Source organism: Anaeromyxobacter sp. (assembly GCA_016718565.1).
In the GTDB taxonomy this organism is placed as follows: domain Bacteria; phylum Myxococcota; class Myxococcia; order Myxococcales; family Anaeromyxobacteraceae; genus JADKCZ01.
Window position 1 is genome coordinate 739,822 of sequence record JADKCZ010000018.1, and the last position, 19,375, is coordinate 759,196.

Below are 19,375 nucleotides of genomic sequence, written 5' to 3' on the forward strand. Positions count from 1 at the left end.
ACGATTCGGACGCCACGGAAGCTGGCGCGGCCCCTCGGGAATCCTCTCGTGGGCGGCGCCCTCAGAGGCCGTGAGGGAGTCCCCGGACCGAGCCGGGCGGTCGAGGCGCCCGCAGCGCCAGGCGCGCCGACCGAGCCCATCTCGCCGATGGGTGAGGGAGGCGCAACGCAGCGATGCGCCGCGCATCGGCCGATCCGGCGACGGGAGGGGATTCCTTCACGGCCTCTCAGGCCGCGGGTTGCTGGCTGGTGGCCCGCGCCCGCGCGTCCCTGAAGCCGCTCACCGCGCGCTCCGCCGCCTGGAAGGCGCGGGCCGCCGCCTCCGGCTCCCCCTGCAGCTCGCGTACGTGACCCAGCTCGTAGAAGACGGCGGCGGCGCTGGCGGGCGCCAGGGCCGGATGGGTCAGCGCCCGCTTCAGGGTCCTGGCCGCCTCCGGCAGCGCGCCGCCCGCCGCCTGGCAGAGCGCCAGGGCCACCAGGCAGTCGATGGCGCGCCCGCCGGTGGCCGACCCGAGGGCCACCTCGAGCTCCGCCATGGCGTCGGTGAGCAGCCCCATCTCGCGATAGGCCAGGGCCAGGTCGTAGTGGGTGGCCACGTCGTCCTGCGCCACCTCGGCGGCCACACCCTCGCGGAAGCGCTGCAGCACCTCCTCCACGGTGGCGAACTCGGCCGGCTCGAGCAGCTCGACGTCGAGGGCCAGCGGGTCGCTGGCCGGGTCGGGCGGGAGGGGCGGCGCCGGCCGGATCACCTCGCGGCCGGCCTCGAGCCGCGCCAGGAGCGCCGCCACGCCCGGGTGGCCCGGGTGCGTGGCGGCCAGGCCGCCGAGCAGGTCGCGCGCCTCGTCCTGGAACCGGTGCGCCACCAGGAACTCGGCGTGCGCCAGGTCGTCCTCCAGGTCGGCGTGCGGCGCGACCTCGTCCTCCACGGACACGCCCTCGCCGGCCAGATCGATGAGCTCGGTGTCGTCGTCCAGGTCGTCGCCGACGAGCGGCGGGGGGGGCCCATCGGGCGCCGGCGCGGGCGGCGCGGGGAGCTGCGGCGCGGCTGCCTCAAGCAGCGGCAGGATGGGCAGCGGCGGCGGGGTCACCGCTGGCAGGGGCGGGCGCGCCACCAGGGGCGGCGGGAGCGGGAGCGGGGGCGGAGTCCGGGACGGGGCCCTGGGGGCGGCCCTGGTCGAGGTCGAGGTCGAGGTCGAGGTCGAGGTCGAGGTCGAGGTCGGGGTCGAGGTTGGGGTCGAGGTCGAGGTCGAGGTCGGGGTCGAGGTCGGGGTCGAGGTCGAGGTCGGGGTCGAGGTCGGGGTCGAGGTCGGGGTCCCCCTCGACTCCGGGCCTGCGGCCCTCCGCTCGGGGTGAGCGGCCAGGCCGCTCGAGGTGCTGGAGGATGTCGAGGTCGAGGTCGACCCCGCAGCCCGCGCGGTGGGCTGCAGCCGCGGCACCACCGGGGCCACGCGGGCCTGCTCCCGGACCAGCGTCGCCACCGTCTCCTCCCGCCCCGCCGCGCGGTGACGCTCCACCTCGGCGCCGAGCAGCGCCTGCGCCTCGCCGACCTGGCCCGCGTCGCGCAGCGCCTGCGTGAGCCGGATGAGCCGGCGGGCGTCGTCGGGCGCCAGGTGGCTGGCGCGCCGGGCCGCCGCCAGCACCCGGGGCCCGTCCTGCACCAGCTCCCAGGCCCGCAGCCCCTCCTCGGCGTAGCCCAGGGCGTCGGCGATCAGCCCGAGCCGCTGGGCCAGCTCCGCCAGCTCCAGCCAGGGCCGGTCGGGCGGCGCCTGGTAGCGGGCCAGCTGCCGGAGCGCGGCCGTGGCGCGCAGGTAGAAGCCCTTGCGCTCGGCCGCGTCGGCGGCGCCACGGAAGGCGCGGCGCACCGCGTCGTGATCGCCCAGCTTGAGCGCCAGCTCGGCCTGCCGCACGTAGAGCCGATCGTCGTCGCGGTCCTTCTCGAGGATGGCGTCGACGACCTTGGCGGCCCGCCGCACCCGCCCCTTGCGCAGGTGCTCGGCGAGCTCCGCGTCGAGCTTCTGTCGGATGTGCTTGGCGTGGGCCATGGGCGGGAGGCGGTGACCGACGGGCCCTCACCGGGGCGGACCTTAGCGCCCCGACGGACGCCGGGTGGGCCACTCAACGGGGCGTATGTGCGCACTTACCATGGGCCGGCGCCGGACGCAGCGAGGCCCCGGTCGCAGGAGCGGCCGGGGCCTCATGGACCACCCGAAGGCGGGATCCTGCTACTTGAGCGTGGCCACCAGGTCGGCCACGGCCTTCACCGACTTGTCCATCATGGTCTGCTCCTCGGCGTTGAGCTTGAGCTGGAGGATGCGCTCGGCCCCGCCGGCGCCGATGACCACCGGCACGCCGACGTAGAGCCCCTTCACGCCGAACTCGCCGTTCAGGTAGACGCAGGTGGGGAGCACCCGCTTCGAGTCCCGCAGGAAGGACTCGGCCATCGAGATGGCGGAGGAGGCCGGCGAGTAGAAGGCCGAGCCGGTCTTGAGGAGGGCCACCACCTCGCCGCCGGCGCCGCGGGTGCGCTTGACCATGGCGGCCATGCACTCCGCCGCCTTCTCGGCGCCGTACTTCTGCTCCAGCAGCTCCATCACCGGCACGCCGCACACCGAGGTGTAGCGGACCAGCGGCACCATGTCGTCGCCGTGGCCGCCCAGGGTCACCGCGGTCACGTCCTTGACGGACACGCCGAGCTCCCAGGCGATGAAGGCGGCGAAGCGGGCCGAGTCGAGCACGCCCGCCTGCCCGACCACCATGTGGTGCGGGAACCCGGTGATGCGCTGGCAGAGCGTCACCATCGCGTCGAGCGGGTTGGAGATGACGATGACGAAGGCGCCCGGGGCGTACTGCTTGATGCCCTCGGCCACGCTGGTCATGATCTTGGAGTTCACCGAGATCAGGTCGTCGCGGCTCATGCCCGGCTTGCGGGGGAGGCCGGCGGTGACGATGCACACGTCGGCGCCGGCGATGTCCGCGTAGCTGTTGGTGCCGGTGAGCTTCACGTCGAAGCCGTCGACCGGGGCGGCCTCGGCGATGTCGAGCATCTTGCCCTGGGGCAGCCCCTCGACGATGTCGAACAGCACCACGTCGCCGAGCTCGCGGAGCGCCGCCAGCTGGGCCAGCACGCCACCGATCTGCCCACCGCCGATCAACGCAATCTTCTTCCTTGCCATGGTCGTCTCCTTGGGTGTGTTGGTACGGGGTCTACGCGCTGCGGGGGTCTACGCGATGCCGTCGATGATGGCGTTGAGGGTGGGGCTGGGCCGCATGGCCTTCCCGGTCTTCACCGGATCCGGCTGGTAGTAGCCGCCCAGATCGACGGGCTTCCCCTGGGCGCCGATCAGCTCGGCGTTGATGGCGGCCTCGCTCTTGAGCAGGTCCGCCGCCACCTTGGTGAAGCGGGCCTTCAGTTCGGCGTCCTTGGACTGCGCCGCCAGCGCCTCGGCCCAGTACATGGCCAGGTAGAAGTGGCTGCCGCGGTTGTCGATCTCGCCCACCTTGCGGGCCGGCGACTTGTTGTTGTCGAGGAACTTGCCGATGGCGGCGTCGAGGGTCTCGCACAGCACCGCGGCCTTGGCGTTCTTGGAGGTGGCGGCGATGTGCTCCAGCGAGGCGCCCAGCGCCGAGAACTCACCCAGCGAGTCCCAGCGCAGGTACCCCTCCTTCTGGAACTGCTGCACGTGCTTGGGGGCCGAGCCGCCGGCGCCGGTCTCGAAGAGCCCGCCACCGGCCAGCAGCGGGACCACCGACAGCATCTTGGCCGAGGTGCCGATCTCCAGGATGGGGAAGAGGTCGGTCAGGTAGTCGCGCAGCACGTTGCCGGTCACCGAGATGGTGTCCTGCCCCTTGCGGATGCGCTCCAGCGAGTACTTCATGGCCTCGACCGGGGCCATGATCTGGACGGTGAGGCCGCTGGTGTCGTGGTCCTTGAGGTACCGCTCCACCTTGAGGATGACCTGGCGGTCGTGGGCGCGGTTGCGGTCCAGCCAGAAGACCGCCGGGGCGCCGGTGGCGCGGGCCCGGGTGACGGCCAGCTTGACCCAGTCCTTGATCGGGATGTCCTTCACCTGGCACATGCGGAAGATGTCGCCGGTCTCCACCTTCTGCTCCAGCAGGGTGGCGCCGCTGCCCTCGTCGACCACCCGGACGGTGCCGGCGGCGGGGGCGAAGAAGGTCTTGTCGTGCGACCCGTACTCCTCCGCCTGCTGGGCCATCAGGCCCACGTTGGGCACGCCGCCCATGGTGGCCGGGTTGAACGCGCCGTTCCTGCGGCAGTCGTCCATGATCTCCCGGTACATGGTGGCGTAGCAGCGATCCGGGATCATCGCCTTGGTGGGGGCCAGCTTGCCGTCCGGGCCCCACATCGAGCCGGAGTCGCGCACCACCACCGGCATCGAGGCGTCGACGATGACGTCGTTGGGCACGTGCAGGTTGGTGATGCCCTTGTCCGAGTCCACCATGGCCAGCGTCGGGCGGGTCGGGTAGACGGCCTTGATGTCCGCCTCGATCTCCGCCTGCGTGTCGGCCGGCAGGGTCTTGATCTTCTTGAGGAGGTCCCCCAGGCCCAGGTTCGGGTTCACGCCGGCCTGCGCCAGGGCCGCGGCGTGCTTCTCGAAGACCGGCGCGTAGAAGACGGTGACGGCGTGGCCGAACATGACCGGGTCGGAGACCTTCATCATGGTGGCCTTGAGGTGCAGCGACAGCAGCAGGCCGTCCTTCTTGGCGTCCTCGATCTGGTCCGCGTAGAACTTCCGCAGGGCCTTCACGCTCATCCTGGTGGTGTCGATGATCTCGCCGGCCAGCAGCGCGGCCTTCTTCTTCAGCACCGTCACGGCGCCGGCGGCGTCGACGAACTCGATGCGGTAGTCGGTGGCCTTCTCCAGCGTCAGGGCGTTCTCGTTGCCGTAGAAGTCGCCCTCGGTCATGTGGGCCACGTGGGCCTTGGAGTCCGGCTTCCAGGCGCCGAGCCGGTGCGGGTGCTTCTTGGAGAAGTTCTTCACCGCCGGGGGGGAGCGGCGGTCCGAGTTGCCCTCGCGCAGCACCGGGTTGACCGAGCTGCCCAGGCACCTGGCGTAGCGGGCCTGGATGGCCTTCTCGGCGTCGTCCTTGGGGACCTCGGGGTAGTTCGGCACGGCGTAGCCGTGGGCCTGCAGCTCGGCGATGGCCTCCTTGAGCTGCGGGACCGAGGCCGAGACGTTGGGCAGCTTGATGATGTTGGCCTCGGGCGTCTTGGCCAGGTCGCCGAGCTGCTGCAGGAAGTCCGGCAGGCGCTGCTCCGGCTTCAGGAAGTCGCCGAAGTTGGCGATGATGCGGCCGGCCACGGAGATGTCGCGGGTCTCGACCGCCACGCCGGTGCCCTTGGTGAAGGCCTGGACGATGGGGAGGAGCGAGTAGGTCGCCAGCGCCGGCGCCTCGTCAATCTGCGTCCAGATGATCGTCGACGTCTTGGTCGTCATGCCGTCTCCTTGGAGGGGGGGCTTCGGTCAGATGGTGGGGAGTGGTGTAGACACCAAATCCGGGGCTCCACTGTCAAGCTTGAAACCCCTGGTAATCTGGACTCATCCAGCCTGTGAACGGTCGGCGGACCCGCTCGCAGCAGCCTGGAGCCGCGCCGGGTGAGAAGGCTTCGCTGACGACCCCAGAAGCCCGAGGAATCGGAGGGGTGGTCGGCCCGGACGGGGTGGAGACGGCCGGGCCGCGGAGGCGCGACGGACCGGTGCGGCACGTGGTCGCGGTCGCTCGGGCCTCCTACCCGGAGGAGGCCGGCGGCCCGTCCGGGGGCGGCGGGGCGGGCGGCCGCTCGTCGTCGTCGTCGTCGAGCATCCGGTACTTGGGGCCCTCGGGGTCCTCGTACTGGCCGCTCTTCACGCTCCAGACGAAGCCCCACCAGGCCAGCGCGCCCAGGGCCAGCGACAGGATGATCAGGCCGAGGAGGTTCACGGGAGCACCTCGGAGCCGCCGGCCGCCGGCCGGGCCAGGGCGGCGTCGGCCCGGGTGAAGGTGGAGCGGAGGCGCAGCGAGTTGCCCACCACGAACGCCGACGAGGCCGCCATGGCCGCGGCGCCGACGATGGGGTGGAGCACGCCGGCCACCGCCAGCGGGATGGCCACCACGTTGTAGAAGAAGGCCCAGAAGACGTTCTGCCGGATGATGGCGGTGGCCCGCCGCCCCAGCAGGAGCAGGTCGGGCAGCAGCGACAGGTCGTCGCGCACCAGCACGGCGTCGGCGCTCTCCATGGTCACGTCGGTGCCGCGCCCCATGGCCACGCCCACGTCGGCCTGGGTCAGCGCCGGGGCGTCGTTGAGCCCGTCCCCGACGAAGGCCACCCGCCGGCCCGCCGCCTGGCGCGCCGCCACCAGCGACCGCTTCTCCTGCGGGCTGGCCTCGGCCACCGCCGCCACGCCGAGCAGCGCCGCGATGGCGCCGGTGGTGGCGCGCGCGTCGCCGCTCACGATGGAGACCGTGAGCCCCATCCCCCGCAGCCGCGCCAGCGCCGCCGGCGCCTCGGGGCGCACCGGATCGGCCACCACGAAGACCGCCTCGACCGCCCCGTCCCACACCAGCCAGGCGGTGGTGTCGCCGGCCCCCTCGAAGGGCAGGGCCCGCCCGTCGGCCTCCGGTGGCACCGGCACGCCGCGGTCCTCGAGGAAGGCGCGGTTGCCGATCAGCACCCGCCGGCCGTCCACCGCGGCCTCCACGCCGCGCCCGGGCACGGCCGCGAAGCCCGTCACCTCCGGCTCCGGCGCGGCGGGCAGGGCGCGGGCCGCCTCCACGATGGCCCGGCCGACGTGGTGCTCGGAGCGGCGCTCCACCGCCGCGGCCAGCGCCACCAGGCCGGCGGCCCGGCCGGCGAACGGCGCGACGGCCGTGGTCGGGTCGGACCCACCCGCCAGGACCAGCACCGCCCGCAGCGCCGGCCGCCCGCGGGTCACGGTGCCGGTCTTGTCGAGCAGCACCTCGCGCACGCCGCCGGCCACCTCGAGCGCGTCCCCGCCCTTCACCAGCAGGCCGCGCGCCGACGCCAGCCCGGTGGCCAGCAGCACCGCCACCGGGGTGGCCAGCCCCAGGGCGCAGGGGCAGGCGATGACCACCACCGCGATGGCGTGCAGCAGGGCCCGCTCGGCCCCGGCCCCGCGCCACAGCCAGAAGGCCGCGGTGGCCGCCGCCAGCGCCAGCACCAGCGGCACGAAGACCCCGACCACCCGGTCGGCCAGCGCCTGGAGCCGCGGCTTCTGGGCCTGCGCCTCCTCCACGGCGCGGATGATGCCGGCCAGCACCGTCTGCTCGCCGACGTGGGTCACCTCCACCACCAGGCTGCCGTGCAGGTTGATGGCGCCGCCGATGACCGCCGCGCCCGGCCCCTTGGGCACCGGCCGCGACTCGCCGGTCACCAGGGCCTCGTCGGCCTCCGACTCCCCCTCGACCACCCGGCCGTCGAGCGGGATGCGCTCGCCGGGGACCACCCGGACCAGGTCTCCGCGCCGGACCTGGTCCACCGGGACGAGCCGATCCGCGGGGGGCGCGCCCCTCCCCCCGTGCTCCTCCGCGGAGGGGCGCGGGGCCCCGGCGCCCGGGGGCGTGGTCGAGGGCTCCTGCCCGCGCCGCACCAGCCGGGCCTCCCGCGGCCGCAGCGTCGCCAGCCGCGCCACCGCCTCGGAGGCGGCGCGGCGGGCGCGGGCCTCCACGTAGCGGCCGGTCAGCACCAGGGTGGGGATCATGGCGGCGGTGTCGCTCCAGACCTCGCCGCCGTGCAGCGCCTGCCAGACCGAGAAGCCCAGCGCCGCCCCGGACCCCAGCACCACCAGCGAGTCCATGTTGAACCGGCCGTGGCGCAGCCCCGTCAGCGTGGAGCGCCAGAAGGGGGCCCCGGCCGAGAAGAGCACCGGCGCGGCCAGCCCGATGGAGATCCACTCCAGCAGCGACCGGGTGCCCTGGTCCATGCCCTGGAAGTACCCGGCGTAGAGCGCCGCCGAGTAGATCATGAGCTGGGAGGCCAGGAACCAGGCGGTGCCCAGCCGCACCAGGAGGTCCTTCACCTCGGCGTCGCGCGCCGCCGCCTGGGCCGTCTCCACCCAGGGCTTCGGCTCGTAGCCGGCGGACTGGATGCGCGAGAGGACCCGCGGCAGGTCGATGCGGCGCGGGTCGAAGCGCACGCGGGCCCGGTGGGTGGCGTAGTTGACCCGCGCCGCCAGCACGCCGGGGGTGCGCTGCAGCAGCCGCTCGTTGAGCCAGACGCAGGAGGCGCAGTGGATGCCGTCGATGGCCACGTCCACCTCGGCGGCCGCGCCGCCGTCGGCGGGGGTGACGGCGTAGGCCGACAGGTCGGCCGGCGGCGCCACCTGCCCCACCGGCCGGCCGGGCAGCGCCCAGCGCCGCTCGGCGTAGAACCGCCCCAGCCCCTCCTCGTTCACCAGCAGCCAGACGCCGCGGCAGCCGGTGCAGCAGAAGACCAGGTCGGCCGGGCGGGCCAGGCCGGGCGGGCCGTCCCCGGGCGCGGCGGCCGGCCGGGCGGCGCCGGCGGCCCCCTCCAGGCGCACCACCTCCTTGGCCGGGAAGGAGGCCAGGCAGTGGTCACAGCGCAACATGGAGGCCGAGCCCGCGCAGCAGGAAGAGCGCGCCCATGAGCGCGATCACCAGGCCGCCGGCCCGGTAGAGGAGGCCGCGGGCCCGCTGCCCCACCAGGGCCCCGAAGGCGCCCAGCAGCAGCAGCCCGGGCAGCGTGGCCAGGCCGAAGGCCAGCGCCATGAGCAGGCCGGGCACCGGGCCGCCGGACGCGGCGGCGCCCAGGAAGACCGTCCAGGAGACGCCGCAGGGCAGCACGCCCAGCGCCAGGCCGAGCGGGTAGAGCCGCGAGGGGCCGCCCGCCAGCAGCGGTCGCACCAGCGCCAGCACGCGCCCCGAGGCGCGCGCCTCCAGGGTCCGCAGCGCCGCCGACACGCCGGCCGCGCCCAGGCCGAGCAGCAGCATGAGCAGCCCGGCCGCCACCGCCGCCACGTCGGCCAGCCCGGCCAGCCGCCCGGCCACGTTCACGAAGGCCCCGGTGGTCCCCATGACGGCGCCCAGCACGCCGTAGGTGGTGATCCGCCCGAGGTGGTAGGGCAGCTGCCCGGCCGCGGCGCGCAGCGGCCCCTGGCCTGGCCGGGCCGCCAGGCCGAAGGAGGCCACCAGCGGCCCGCACATGCCCAGGCAGTGGCTGAAGCTGGAGAGCAGGCCGGCGGCCGCGCTGGCCGCCACCTGGGCCGCCAGCGTGGCGGCGGCCGGATCGCTCACGCCCGCGCCCACCGGCCCGGTCCGGTCACTGCCGCACCGCGAAGGGGAAGCGGGCGCTCTCCGGGGCCGCGCCCGGGGCCCGCACGGTCACGCTGGCCGTCCACCCGGTGGCGCCGGTGCTGCAGCGCACGAGCACCGCGGCGCCGCGGTAGCGCCCCGGCCCGGCCGGCTCCAGCACCACCCGGTTCTCGCCCATGTTCATCTCCTCCATGGCGAAGGCCACCTCCACGGTCGCCCCCTCCACCGGCGCGCCTCCCCGCCGCACCTCCACCACCACCGGCAGGTCCTGCAGCACCTTGAGCGAGCGGCCCAGGTCGAGGCTGAGCTCGAGCGGCCCGGCCGTGGCGCGGCAGGCTCCGGCGGCCAGCTGGCAGGCCGGCGCCTCCGCGCCCTCCACCCGCACCTGCTGCACCAGCCCCACCTCCAGGCCGCGGCCGGTGACGTCGAGCCGCACGTCCCAGAAGCCGGGCGCGGCGAAGCCCAGGTCGGCGCGGTAGCGGCCGTCGCCGATGGGCACGGCGGCGGCGCTGGCCTGGCCCCCGCCGCCGGCCGGCCGGGTGATGGCCACCCGGATGGTGGCGCCCTCCAGCGGGGCCCCGTCCTTGTCGCGCAGGGTGAAGCGCAGCACCTGCCCCCCCGGGCGCAGCCCCTCCCGGTCGAAGGTGGCGCGCAGCCCGAGCGGCGCGGCCAGGGCCCGGTCGCGGTCGTAGCGCAGGCCGTGCTCCAGGGAGGCGTCGGCCACCGCCTCCTCGCGCAGCCCGGCGCCGATCCAGAGGGTGGCGGCCACGCTGCCGAGGCCCACCGCGGTGACCACCACCAGCAGGACGGTGAGCGGCGAGATCTTCATCAGGGGCGCTCCGGGACGGCCAGCAGGAGCGGCGAGGTGCGGGTGACGGGGCGGGTCCCCTCCCCCGACGCCGCCGCGGTCAGGGCGCCGGTGGCGCGGCCGGGCGCGCCGCGGGCGTCCACCACCACCCGGAGGCGCTTGTGCTCGCCCGGCCCGAGCGCCACCTGGTCGGGGCGGGCCGACACCGTGAGCCCGGGCGCCGTCACCGAGAGCCGCACCGTCACCGCCCCGTGGGCCCGGTTCTCCACCGAGACGTCGAAGGCGTTGAGGGCCCGGCCGTCGGGCGCCAGGCGGGCGGCGAAGCCGCTGGCCGGCACCACCACCAGGTCCAGCGTGTCGCGCGAGGCGCCGTGGGCCGCCGCCGTGGTGGCGGCCAGCGACAGGAGCGTGCCGGCCGCCAGGGCCAGGGTGGCGGGCCGCAGCAGGCGGCGCGGCGTCCCGGGCTCCCCGAAGAAGTAGCCGATCAGGTCCGGCCTCCGCTTCAGCTTCAGCATGATGGGCCGGCAGGCGTCGATGCACTCGGCGCAGGCGATGCACTCCATCTGCAGGCCGTCGCGGATGTCGATGCCGGTGGGGCAGCAGCGCACGCAGGCGCCGCAGTCGACGCAGTCGGCGTCGCGCCCCTCGTCGTAGGCCACCACCAGCGTGGCCTTGTCGTAGAGCACCCCCTGGAGCTTGGCGTAGGGGCAGGCGGTGGCGCAGAAGCCGGCCCGCAGGAAGGCCAGGTCCAGGAAGAGGACGCCCGCCAGCACCAGCCAGGCGCCGGTGGCCACCGGCCCGAGCTGCCAGGCCGCCAGGTCACCCAGGAACTCGAGGGGCGGCACGAAGTACCAGACCGTGGCGGCCCCGAAGACCAGCGAGACCAGGGCGGTCAGGGCGAAGCCGGCGGCGCGGCGCCAGGGGTGCGGGCGCTTGCCGGTGGAAGGCTGCACCAGGCGGGTCAGGTCGCCCAGGACGGTCTGCGGGCAGGACCAGCCGCACCAGACCCGCCCGAAGGCGGCGGTCACCAGCAGGAAGAGGAAGGAGACGAAGATGGTGGCGGGCAGCAGGACGAAGAACTCGTTCATCGCCAGCGCCGCGCCGAAGACGTGCAGCGTCAGGGTGGGCACGTCGAAGCGGGCCGCGCTCTCGCCGCCCACGCGGATGAAGGGCAGCGCCAGGAAGAGAATCGCCTGGGCTGCCCCCGCCGCACGCCGCCACCGCTGGATGGTGCCGCTACCCGTCGTCATCGAGCATCTTGTACTTCGCCTGCTCACCCTGGTCGCGCCGCTTGCGGGAGTAGAGGAAGATCCAGATGCCGACCAGGACCACCACCAGGGTGGACCCGAAGAGCAGGTAGAAGGTGTCCGGCGCCATCGTTCCCCGGATCAGGACTTACTGCGGCGCTGCATCAGGAACAACCCGATCGCGGCCGCCGTGGGCAGGGCCGTGAAGAGGATGGTCATGAAGACGTTGCCGCCCACCTCAGCGGAGACGGCCTCCAGCTCGCCGGCCTGCGTCCAGCCGGTGGTCCAGGGCGAGTACATGTAGAGGTAGTAGACGCCCCAGGCGATCAAGCCGAAGAAGAGCACCAGCCAGCCGGTGGGCAGGACGTTGGCGGTCTCCTTGGCCTCCATGGCCTCGGCGGTGTCGGGGAGCTCGGTCTCGGTGGTCACTTGGCGTCCTCCTCGAGCTGCTCGTGGGCCTTGTGGGCCCGCAGCCAGGCGATGATCGACCAGACGTCGTCCTTGGAGAGCTGGCCGCCGAAGGCGGTCATGCCGCCGTCCTTGGCGCCGGGCCGGCCCAGGCTGGGCTTGGCGTCGGAGCCGTTCTGGATGAGGGCCAGGTAGGCGGCGTCCGGCATGTCGCCGTCCACCTCCAGGAAGCGCTCGTCCATCAGGCTGGGCGCCACGCCCTCGACCCCCTCGCCCTCCTCGCCGTGGCATACGGCGCAGTTGTCCTCGTACAGGTGCTTGCCCTTCTTCTTGGCGGCCTTGTCGGCGGCCAGCGGGTTCACCTCGGCCAGGTCCACCGTGCCGGCCTTGCGCCGCGACACGGCGGTGCCGAGCTGCTGCATGTAGGCCACCAGCGCGTCCAGCTCGTCCTTGCCGGCCAGCTCGGCCTTGATGGCGGCCGCGTCCGGCGCGAGCTCGGGGTGCATGAAGGCCAGCGCCGCCATGTGGCTGGTCACCTCCTCGGCGTCCAGCATCCGGCCCTTGAGCCAGCCGTAGGACGGCATGTTGGAGCGGGCGAAGAAGGCCTGCGGGTTGGCAAAGTGGTCGTGCTGCCACTTGTCGGGCCGCAGCCCGCCCTCGCGGCCGAGGTCCGGCCCGGTGCGCTTCGAGCCCCACAGGAAGGGGTGCTCGTAGGCGAACTCGCCGGCCTTGGAGAAGTCGCCGTAGCGCGCCACCTCGCTGGGCAGGGGGCGGATCATCTGGGTGTGGCAGCCCACGCAGCCCTCTCGCTGGTAGACGTCACGCCCGGCCAGCTGCAGCGCCGTGATGGGCTTGAGGGAGTCGAGCTTCGGGTGCATGTCGGCCCGGAGCATCGGATACGCCATGGTCACCACCGATCCGATCAGGATCGCGACGGTGGCCATGACCGCAAAGGTGATGGGGTTCTTGTAGATCGCGCCGGCCATGGTGGTCGCCCCTCGCTACGCCGCCACCGAGGGGGAGGCCTGCAGCGCCCTCCCCTTCCGGATGGTCATGAGCACGTTGTAGATGAAGAAGAGCATGCCGACGGTGAAGATCAGCCCGGCCAGCGTGCGGGTGTGCCAGTACGGGTAGTTCTTCACCAGCGACTCGACGAAGGTGTACTTGAGCGTGCCGTCGGCGTTGGTGGCCTTCCACATGGCGCCCTGCTGGATGCCGGTGATCCACATGGTCACCGAGAAGAGCAGCTGCCCCACCAGCACCAGCCAGAAGTGCACGTTGGCCACCTTCTCCGAGTAGATGGTGGTCCCGTGGATCTTGGGGATGACGTAGTAGATGGAGGCGCAGGCGGTCAGCGTCACCCAGCCCATGGTCCCCATGTGCACGTGGCCGGGGAGCCAGTCGGTGGCGTGGATGAGCTGCGACACCACCCGGATGGCCTGGGTCGGGCCCTGCACCGTCTGCAGCCCGTAGAAGGTGATGGCCAGGATGAAGAACTTGGTGAGGTAGTTGGTCCGCATCTTCGACCAGTCCGCCCCCACCGTGTAGTAGCCGTTGATGACCGAGCCCCACGACGGCGCGATGAGGAACAGGGTGAAGACGATGGCCAGCGTCTGGATCCAGTCCGGCACCGGCGAGTAGACCAGGTGGTGCGCGCCGGTCCACAGGTAGCCGAAGACCAGCGACCAGAAGGCCAGGATGGAGAGCCGGTGGCTGAAGAGCGGCAGCCCCAGCGCCTTGGGCATGAAGTAGAAGAACATGGCCAGGAACGGGGTGGTGAAGAGGAAGCCCACCGCGTTGTGGCCGTACCACCACTGCACGTTGGCGGAGTTCACGCCGGAGAAGAGGTGGTAGCTCTTGAAGAGGCCAGCCGGGATGGAGAGGTTGTTGACGATGTACAGCACCGCGATGGCGATGACGGTCGCGATGGTGTACCAGAGCGACACGTACATCTGCGCGTCCTTGCGCTTGAGGATGGTCGCGAAGACGTTGACGGCGAACATCACCCACAGGATGACCACGCCGATGTCGAGCGGCCACTCCAGCTCGGCGTACTCGTTCGACTGGGTCATGCCGGCGAAGAGCGACAGCGCCGCCAGCGCGATGGCCACGTTGAAGATCCAGAGCTGCGCCCTGGCCAGCTTGGGGAACACCAGCGGGCGGCCCGAGAGCCGCATCACCACGTAGTAGAGCAGCCCGAAGACCACGCCCACGCCCAGGCCGAAGGCCAGGCCGTTGGTGTGGACGACGCGGAGCCGGCCGTAGGTGAAGAACGGGGCGAAGTTGGCGCTGGGCATCCAGAGCTGGACCGAGATGAGGAGCCCGACGAGGATCCCCACGACGCCCCAGAAGATGGCCGAGAGGATGAACCCCTGGACCGTCTGGTTGTCGTACCGATAGTCATTCATGGACCGCTGCCCTCCCTGGCAACGCGGGAAAATGATCGCGCGCAACCATACATGAAGGTGGTTTTGAGAAGGTATTGATTTCGTTGAGGGAACCATTTGCTGCATGACACAATGCCGCACCTGGCGCGGCGCAATTCTGGGCGAAAAGATTGCGTCGGCGGGGGTCAAGCAAGGTCGGCCGCTTGCGCGGTTCACTTGATCCGTCAGGCAGGTCCCGGCCGGCCGGGGTGACCCGAGATCGCGGGACACGCCAGCCTGGCCGCCGCCGGGGGCAGGCCCGGGACTCCGGCGCGGGGCCCCCGCGCCGCGGGTCAGGCGCGCCGCACGTCGATGCGGTTGTCGTAGAAGGTCGAGCCGCCCGCCTCGTCGGTGAGCCGCTGCGAGGTGAGCGCGTTGACGTTGCGCCCGCCCTCGGTGTCGCGGCACCAGTGCACGCCCTCCACCACCGCCAGGCCCGCCGGGATGGCGTCCGAGATCTCCACCCGCAGCGGCACCTCGCCGAGCTCGTTCCAGGCCACCGCCCGCTGGCCGTCGGCCAGGCCGCGCGCCGCCGCGTCGGCCGGCGAGAGGCGCACCCGCAGCGGGCCGCGCCGGTCGGCCAGGTCGTCCCGGTCCATGAAGGTGGAGTTGAGCGAGTACAGGGCCGGCGCCGTCTGCAGCCGGAGCGGCAGGCCACCCGACTCGGTGTGGGTGGGCAGCCAGCGCGGCAGCGGCTCGGGGTGGCGCGGGTTGAGGATCTCCACCTTGCCGGAGGGGGTGCGCCAGCGAGGCCCGGCCGGGCGGGTCAGCTTCACCGGCTGGCCGGCGTCGAGGGCGGCCCGGTCGAGCCCCTCGCGCCACGGTGAGGGGACCGCCAGGAGCTGGTCCACCACCTCGTCGGCGCTCCAGCACCAGGGCGCGCCGGACAGCCCCATGGCGGCGGCCAGGCGCCGGAAGAGCTCCCAGTTCGGCAGCGCCTCGCCGGGCGGCTCCACCGCCGGGCGGGCCCGCTGCAGCACGTAGTGGCCGTAGGCGCGGTAGAGGTCGGCGTGCTCCAGCGAGGTGGTGGCCGGCAGCAGCACGTCGGCGAAGCGGGCCGTGTCCGTCAGGAAGCGCTCGTGCACCACGGTGAAGAGGTCCGGGCGGGCCAGGCCGCGCAGCACGGCGTTCTGGTCGGGAGCCACCGCCGCCGGGTTGGTGGCGTAGACCACCAGCGCCTGCACCGGCGGGTCGGCGAGCTCGTTGAGGGCCTGCCCCAGCTGGTTCATGTTGACGAGGCGGGTCGGCCCGGGCTGCAGGTCCGGGCGCTGCAGGAGGCGGGCGTCGAGCGCCTGGCCGGAGGCGGCGTCCCCCAGGCAGCCGCCGCCCGGCTTGGACCAGCACCCGGCCACCGCCGCCAGGCAGACGATGGAGCGGATCGACATGGCCCCGTTGCCGTAGCGGGTCAGCCCCTCGCCCATGCGGAGGAAGGGGGCGCGCGCCGCGCCGAGGGCGCGCGCCAGCTCGAGCAGGGTGGCCTCGGGCAGGCCGGTCAGCGCCGCGGTGCGGGCCGGACCGTGGGCCGGCAGCACCGACCGCTTCAGCTCCGGCCAGCCCACCGCCTCGGACGCCAGGAAGGCCTCGGCCGCCAGCCCCTCGCGCGCCAGCAGGTGGATGAGCCCCAGGGCCAGCGCGCCGTCCGAGCCCGGCCGCACCAGGATGGTCCGGTCGGCCACCGCCGAGGTGGCGGTGTGGTGGGTGTCCACCAGCCAGATCTCGGCGCCGCGCCGCCGGGCCTCCTTCACCACCGCCAGGAAGTGCAGGTTGGTGGCCACCGTGTTGGTGCCCCACAGCACGATCAGGCTGGCCTCGGCGGCCGCCTCCGGGTCCGGCCCGGGCGTCGAGCCCAGGATGGCCTGGAAGCCGGCGTCCTTGGCCGGGGAGCAGATGGTGCGCGCCAGGCGCGAGGCGCCCAGCGCGTGGAAGAAGGCGTGGCCGGCGTTCTTCTGCACCACGCCCATGGTGCCGGCGTAGCTGTACGGCAGGATGGCCTGGGCCCCGTGCTCGGCGGTCACCTGGCGCAGCCGCTCGGCCACCAGGGAGAGCGCCTCGTCCCAGCTCACCCGGCGGAACTGGCCGGCGCCCTTGGGGCCGGTGCGCACCTGCGGGAAGAGGAGCCGGTCCGGGTGGTTCACCGTCCGCTCGTAGTGGACCATCTTGGGGCAGAGCGAGCCGCGCGAGTAGGCATGGTCCGGGTTGCCGCGCACCGCGACCACCCGCCCGTCCTCCACCTCGGCGAGGAGGCCGCAGGAGTCCGGGCAGTCGTACGGGCAGGTGGAGGCGTGGGTGGTGCGCATGGGGGCGCGACTGTAGCGCCGCAGGCGTCCCGCGTTCCACAGGTGAGGGGCGATGTTCCCGAGCTCGAACCCGATCTCGACCCGGGCGGCCCCCTCACCCCGGCCCTCTCCCCCACGGAGTGGGGGAGAGGGTGAGCAGACCAACTCGACCGCGACCGCGACCGCGACCGCGACCGCGACCGCGACCGCGACCGCGACCGCGACCGCGACCCCGACCCCGACCCCGACCCCGACCCCGACCCCGACCCCGACCCCGACCCCGACCCCGACCCCGACCCCGACCTCGACCCCCACGTTGACCCCCTCCTCGCCCGCGTGGTTGGCTCGCGCCGCATGCACGCTCTCGTCACCGGCGCCGGCGGCTTCCTCGGGCAGGCGCTGGTGCGCGCCCTCTCGAGCCGGCGCGCCCGGGTGCGGGCGCTGGTGCGGCGCGCCGAGCCGGCCCTGGCCCTGCCGGGCGTCGAGGTGCTGCTGGGCGACGCCACCGACCCGGCCGCGCTGGCGCGCGCCGTGGACGGCGTGGAGGTGGTCTTCCACCTGGCCGGGGTGCGGCGCGCCGCCGGGCAGGACGAGTTCTTCCGCGTCAACGTGGGCGCCACGCGGCTGCTGCTCGAGGCCTGCGCCGGGCGGGCGCCCCGGCTGCGCCGCTTCGTGCTGGCCGGGTCGCGCGCCGCCTCACCGCCGTCGGCGCTGGGCTGCCGCGAGGACCAGCCGCTCCAGCCGTCGGAGGCCTACGGCGAGTCGAAGGCCGAGGCCGAGCGGGTGGCCTGGCAGTACCGCGACCAGCTGCCGGTGGCGGTGGCGCGGCCGCCGCGCATCATGGGGCCCGGCGACCGCGAGAACCTGCTCTTCTTCCGGCTGGCCTCGAAGGGGCTGGCCCTGCGCTTCGGCGTCGATCCGCCGCTCTCCTGGATCGACGTGGACGACTGCGCGCGCGGCCTGCTGGCGCTGGCGGAGCACCCGGCGGCGGTGGGCCAGGCCTTCTTCCTGGCCTCCGAGGAGCTGACCACCGTGGAGGGGCTCTTCCTGGCGGCGGCCGCCGCGCTCGGCGTGTCGCCGCGCCGGGTGCGGGTGCCCGGCCCCCTGCTCACCGCGGCGGCGGCCGCCGCCGATCTGGTCACCCGCGCCACCGGCCGCAAGCTGCCGCTCAACCGCAAGCTGGCCCGCCAGCTCCTGGCGCCGGGCTGGGTCTGCGATCCGGCCAAGGCGCGGACCCTGCTCGGGTTCACCGCCCCCACGCCGCTGGCCGACTCGGTGGGCCGCGCCGCCGCCTGGTACCAGGCGGCGGGCTGGCTGTGACCGCCCCCGCCGCCAGGATCGGGTATCGTCGCAGTCGCCATGACCCGCTCCGGCAGCAAGACCCCGTCCCAGCCCCCCTCCCCGTCCGAGATCGGCCCCGGCGCCCCGCCGCCCGGGGCGACCGCCGCCGCCGGGACCACCAGCCGCTTCGCCTGGCGGCCGGAGTACTCGGTGGGCATCGACGAGATCGACGCGCAGCACCAGGAGCTCTTCCGGCGGGCCGGCCTCTTCATCGAGAGCCTGCAGCGGCAGTCGCGCCAGGAGGTCGGCATCCTCCTCTCCTTCCTCCGGCTCTACGCGGTGACGCACTTCGGGGCCGAGGAGGCCTGGATGCGCGAGGCCAGCTACCCGGGCACGCTGGAGCACGAGAAGCAGCACGACCGCTTCATCAAGGACATCCTGGCCCTGTCGGACCAGCACGAGAAGCCGCGCGGGCCGGGCATCGAGCCGGACCGGGTGGCGGGCTGGCTGGAGAAGTGGCTCAAGAACCACGTCACCGAGGTCGACGCCGACCTGGCGCGGCACCTGCGCGCCAGCGGCGTGCCGGCGCCGAAGCCGGCCGAGCCGCAGGACTGACCTCAGGGGGCCGTCAGGTCCCGGAGCGTGCGCACCCGGGACACCCCGCAGCGCTCCCCGCAGGCCGAGCAGACCTCGTAGACCAGCTCCCGCACCACCAGCACGTCGTCGTGGCTCCCGGCGGGCGCGATGCTGGCGCCGCAGTCCGGGCAACACAGCGTCGCCACCTGCGCCGGGCGGGCCATCATGAGCGTGCGGCGCCGGGCCGGCGGGCAGCGCGAGCAGGCCACGCCGTAGAGCACGCCGCGCTCCTCGCCCGGCGGGTGCTCGTCGAGGTCGACGCCGCAGTACTGGCAGCACTCGGTGGCCACGGTGGAGCACCTAGCGCGGGCGCCTCGGCGCCACAAGCGCCTGGTGGGAGGGGCGCGCAGGCCAGCGGGAGGGCGTGGGGGAGTGAGGCGCTGCCCGGATTCGAACCGGGGGATGGCAGATTTGCAGTCTGCTGCCTTACCAACTTGGCTACAGCGCCGTCAGGGGTGCCCTTCTAGCGGAGCCCCGGAGCGGCGTCAACGCCGGCTCCCGGCGGCGCCGCGGCGCTCGCGGACCTCGGCCCCCACCACGGCGACGCCGCGCGCCGCCAGCGTCCGCAGCAGGTGCGGCAGCTCGGCGCGCGCCGCCAGGGCCAGGGCCGGCGTCACCGAGAGCGCCACCGCCACGCCGCCGTCGACCCGGCGCAGCTCGACGCCCAGCGCCGGCCCGAGGTCCAGCGTGAGCGCCGCTCGCCCGCTCTGCCTGAAGATCTCCACCGCCGGGACCACCCCGCGGACCGCCAGCGCCAGCCAGGCCCGGGCCGCCTCCACCGGCCCCCCGGCCTCCCGGCCAGCCACGATCGCCGCCGCGCCGGCTGCGACGGGCGCGCCGGCCGCCTCCCCACCAGCCAGGGGCGACCGGCCCGCGGGCCCGGGGTCCAGGGGGGCGGAGCGGCGCCGGGCCGGCGCGCCCCGGCGCTCGGCCGAGGTGGATCGGCGCGCCTCGACGCGCCCCACCTCGCGCGCCTTCCCGCCCTGGCTGGCCCGGCGAAGCGCCG

Annotated in this window: 17 protein-coding genes and 1 tRNA gene; 2 read left to right on the forward strand and 16 right to left on the reverse strand. The window is 74.0% G+C overall.

The genetic code is table 11. The features are described from left to right. Positions 1-226: 226 nt before the first annotated feature. From IPO09_22195 to IPO09_22255, 13 genes are all read right to left on the reverse strand, one after another. A complete protein-coding gene (locus IPO09_22195; protein MBK9519981.1) occupies positions 227-2,041 on the reverse strand; it encodes a hypothetical protein in 1,815 nt (604 codons plus the stop codon). 180 nt (positions 2,042-2,221) lie between these two features. Further along, entirely contained in the window at positions 2,222-3,172 is a 951-nt protein-coding gene (mdh, locus tag IPO09_22200) for a malate dehydrogenase (GenBank protein MBK9519982.1), read from the reverse strand. Between the two features lie 48 nt (positions 3,173-3,220). Continuing rightward, a complete protein-coding gene (locus IPO09_22205; protein ID MBK9519983.1) occupies positions 3,221-5,455 on the reverse strand; it encodes an NADP-dependent isocitrate dehydrogenase in 2,235 nt (744 codons plus the stop codon). A gap of 292 nt (positions 5,456-5,747) precedes the next feature. Continuing rightward, positions 5,748-5,939: a cbb3-type cytochrome oxidase assembly protein CcoS gene (ccoS, locus tag IPO09_22210; protein ID MBK9519984.1), complete on the reverse strand. Its 192-nt coding sequence runs from the start codon at positions 5,937-5,939 to the stop codon at positions 5,748-5,750. Continuing rightward, complete coding sequence (locus IPO09_22215) at positions 5,936-8,581, reverse strand: heavy metal translocating P-type ATPase (protein ID MBK9519985.1); 2,646 nt, start codon at positions 8,579-8,581, stop codon at positions 5,936-5,938. The genes ccoS and IPO09_22215 overlap by 4 nt, the downstream gene beginning before the upstream one ends. Further along, positions 8,571-9,245, reverse strand: coding sequence for a sulfite exporter TauE/SafE family protein (locus tag IPO09_22220; GenBank protein ID MBK9519986.1), 675 nt, complete (start codon positions 9,243-9,245; stop codon positions 8,571-8,573). The genes IPO09_22215 and IPO09_22220 overlap by 11 nt, the downstream gene beginning before the upstream one ends. A gap of 49 nt (positions 9,246-9,294) precedes the next feature. Then, a complete protein-coding gene (locus IPO09_22225) occupies positions 9,295-10,116 on the reverse strand; it encodes a FixH family protein (protein MBK9519987.1) in 822 nt (273 codons plus the stop codon). After that, on the reverse strand, positions 10,116-11,345 hold the full coding sequence (locus tag IPO09_22230; protein ID MBK9519988.1) for a 4Fe-4S binding protein: 1,230 nt from the start codon (positions 11,343-11,345) through the stop codon (positions 10,116-10,118). The genes IPO09_22225 and IPO09_22230 overlap by 1 nt, the downstream gene beginning before the upstream one ends. Next, the gene (locus IPO09_22235; GenBank protein MBK9519989.1) at positions 11,332-11,472 is read right to left on the reverse strand and encodes a cbb3-type cytochrome c oxidase subunit 3; all 141 of its coding nucleotides are present in this window, start codon (positions 11,470-11,472) and stop codon (positions 11,332-11,334) included. The genes IPO09_22230 and IPO09_22235 overlap by 14 nt, the downstream gene beginning before the upstream one ends. 11 nt (positions 11,473-11,483) lie before the next feature. After that, on the reverse strand, positions 11,484-11,732 hold the full coding sequence (locus IPO09_22240) for a hypothetical protein (protein MBK9519990.1): 249 nt from the start codon (positions 11,730-11,732) through the stop codon (positions 11,484-11,486). 35 nt (positions 11,733-11,767) lie between these two features. Continuing rightward, the gene (locus tag IPO09_22245) at positions 11,768-12,736 is read right to left on the reverse strand and encodes a cbb3-type cytochrome c oxidase subunit II (protein ID MBK9519991.1); all 969 of its coding nucleotides are present in this window, start codon (positions 12,734-12,736) and stop codon (positions 11,768-11,770) included. Positions 12,737-12,751: 15 nt separating this feature from the next. Further along, positions 12,752-14,158, reverse strand: coding sequence for a cbb3-type cytochrome c oxidase subunit I (locus tag IPO09_22250; protein MBK9519992.1), 1,407 nt, complete (start codon positions 14,156-14,158; stop codon positions 12,752-12,754). Between the two features lie 311 nt (positions 14,159-14,469). Continuing rightward, positions 14,470-16,473, reverse strand: coding sequence for a molybdopterin oxidoreductase family protein (locus IPO09_22255; protein MBK9519993.1), 2,004 nt, complete (start codon positions 16,471-16,473; stop codon positions 14,470-14,472). Between the two features lie 333 nt (positions 16,474-16,806). On the opposite strand from IPO09_22255, the gene IPO09_22260 reads away from it, so the two are divergent. Together IPO09_22260 and IPO09_22265 are read left to right on the forward strand one after the other, a co-directional pair. Continuing rightward, positions 16,807-17,772 carry an NAD-dependent epimerase/dehydratase family protein gene (locus IPO09_22260; protein MBK9519994.1) on the forward strand — a complete coding sequence of 322 codons (966 nt, stop codon included), beginning with the start codon at positions 16,807-16,809 and terminating at the stop codon, positions 17,770-17,772. A gap of 39 nt (positions 17,773-17,811) precedes the next feature. Continuing rightward, a complete protein-coding gene (locus tag IPO09_22265; GenBank protein ID MBK9519995.1) occupies positions 17,812-18,348 on the forward strand; it encodes a hemerythrin family protein in 537 nt (178 codons plus the stop codon). 2 nt (positions 18,349-18,350) lie between these two features. Here IPO09_22265 and IPO09_22270 read toward each other — a convergent pair whose 3' ends face one another. The 3 genes from IPO09_22270 to IPO09_22280 all read right to left on the reverse strand — a co-directional run bounded on the left by IPO09_22270 (position 18,351) and on the right by IPO09_22280 (position 19,175). Beyond that, the gene (locus IPO09_22270; GenBank protein MBK9519996.1) at positions 18,351-18,659 is read right to left on the reverse strand and encodes a hypothetical protein; all 309 of its coding nucleotides are present in this window, start codon (positions 18,657-18,659) and stop codon (positions 18,351-18,353) included. Between the two features lie 85 nt (positions 18,660-18,744). Further along, positions 18,745-18,817: transfer RNA gene (locus IPO09_22275), tRNA-Cys, on the reverse strand. Between the two features lie 37 nt (positions 18,818-18,854). Beyond that, the gene (locus IPO09_22280) at positions 18,855-19,175 is read right to left on the reverse strand and encodes a hypothetical protein (protein ID MBK9519997.1); all 321 of its coding nucleotides are present in this window, start codon (positions 19,173-19,175) and stop codon (positions 18,855-18,857) included. Between the last annotated feature and the right edge of the window lie 200 nt (positions 19,176-19,375).

What these genes read in the sequence shown, in the direction of transcription:
- IPO09_22240 (MBK9519990.1), bottom strand. Translation starts at nt 11,732, where the DNA reads ATGGAGGCCAAGGAGACCGCCAACGTCCTGCCCACCGGCTGGCTGGTG.
- IPO09_22195 (MBK9519981.1), bottom strand. Translation starts at nt 2,041, where the DNA reads ATGGCCCACGCCAAGCACATCCGACAGAAGCTCGACGCGGAGCTCGCC.
- IPO09_22205 (MBK9519983.1), bottom strand. Translation starts at nt 5,455, where the DNA reads ATGACGACCAAGACGTCGACGATCATCTGGACGCAGATTGACGAGGCG.
- IPO09_22235 (MBK9519989.1), bottom strand. Translation starts at nt 11,472, where the DNA reads ATGGCGCCGGACACCTTCTACCTGCTCTTCGGGTCCACCCTGGTGGTG.
- IPO09_22255 (MBK9519993.1), bottom strand. Translation starts at nt 16,473, where the DNA reads ATGCGCACCACCCACGCCTCCACCTGCCCGTACGACTGCCCGGACTCC.
- IPO09_22250 (MBK9519992.1), bottom strand. Translation starts at nt 14,158, where the DNA reads ATGAATGACTATCGGTACGACAACCAGACGGTCCAGGGGTTCATCCTC.
- mdh (MBK9519982.1), bottom strand. Translation starts at nt 3,172, where the DNA reads ATGGCAAGGAAGAAGATTGCGTTGATCGGCGGTGGGCAGATCGGTGGC.
- IPO09_22225 (MBK9519987.1), bottom strand. Translation starts at nt 10,116, where the DNA reads ATGAAGATCTCGCCGCTCACCGTCCTGCTGGTGGTGGTCACCGCGGTG.
- IPO09_22245 (MBK9519991.1), bottom strand. Translation starts at nt 12,736, where the DNA reads ATGGCCGGCGCGATCTACAAGAACCCCATCACCTTTGCGGTCATGGCC.
- IPO09_22265 (MBK9519995.1), top strand. Translation starts at nt 17,812, where the DNA reads ATGACCCGCTCCGGCAGCAAGACCCCGTCCCAGCCCCCCTCCCCGTCC.
- IPO09_22260 (MBK9519994.1), top strand. Translation starts at nt 16,807, where the DNA reads ATGCACGCTCTCGTCACCGGCGCCGGCGGCTTCCTCGGGCAGGCGCTG.
- IPO09_22230 (MBK9519988.1), bottom strand. Translation starts at nt 11,345, where the DNA reads ATGACGACGGGTAGCGGCACCATCCAGCGGTGGCGGCGTGCGGCGGGG.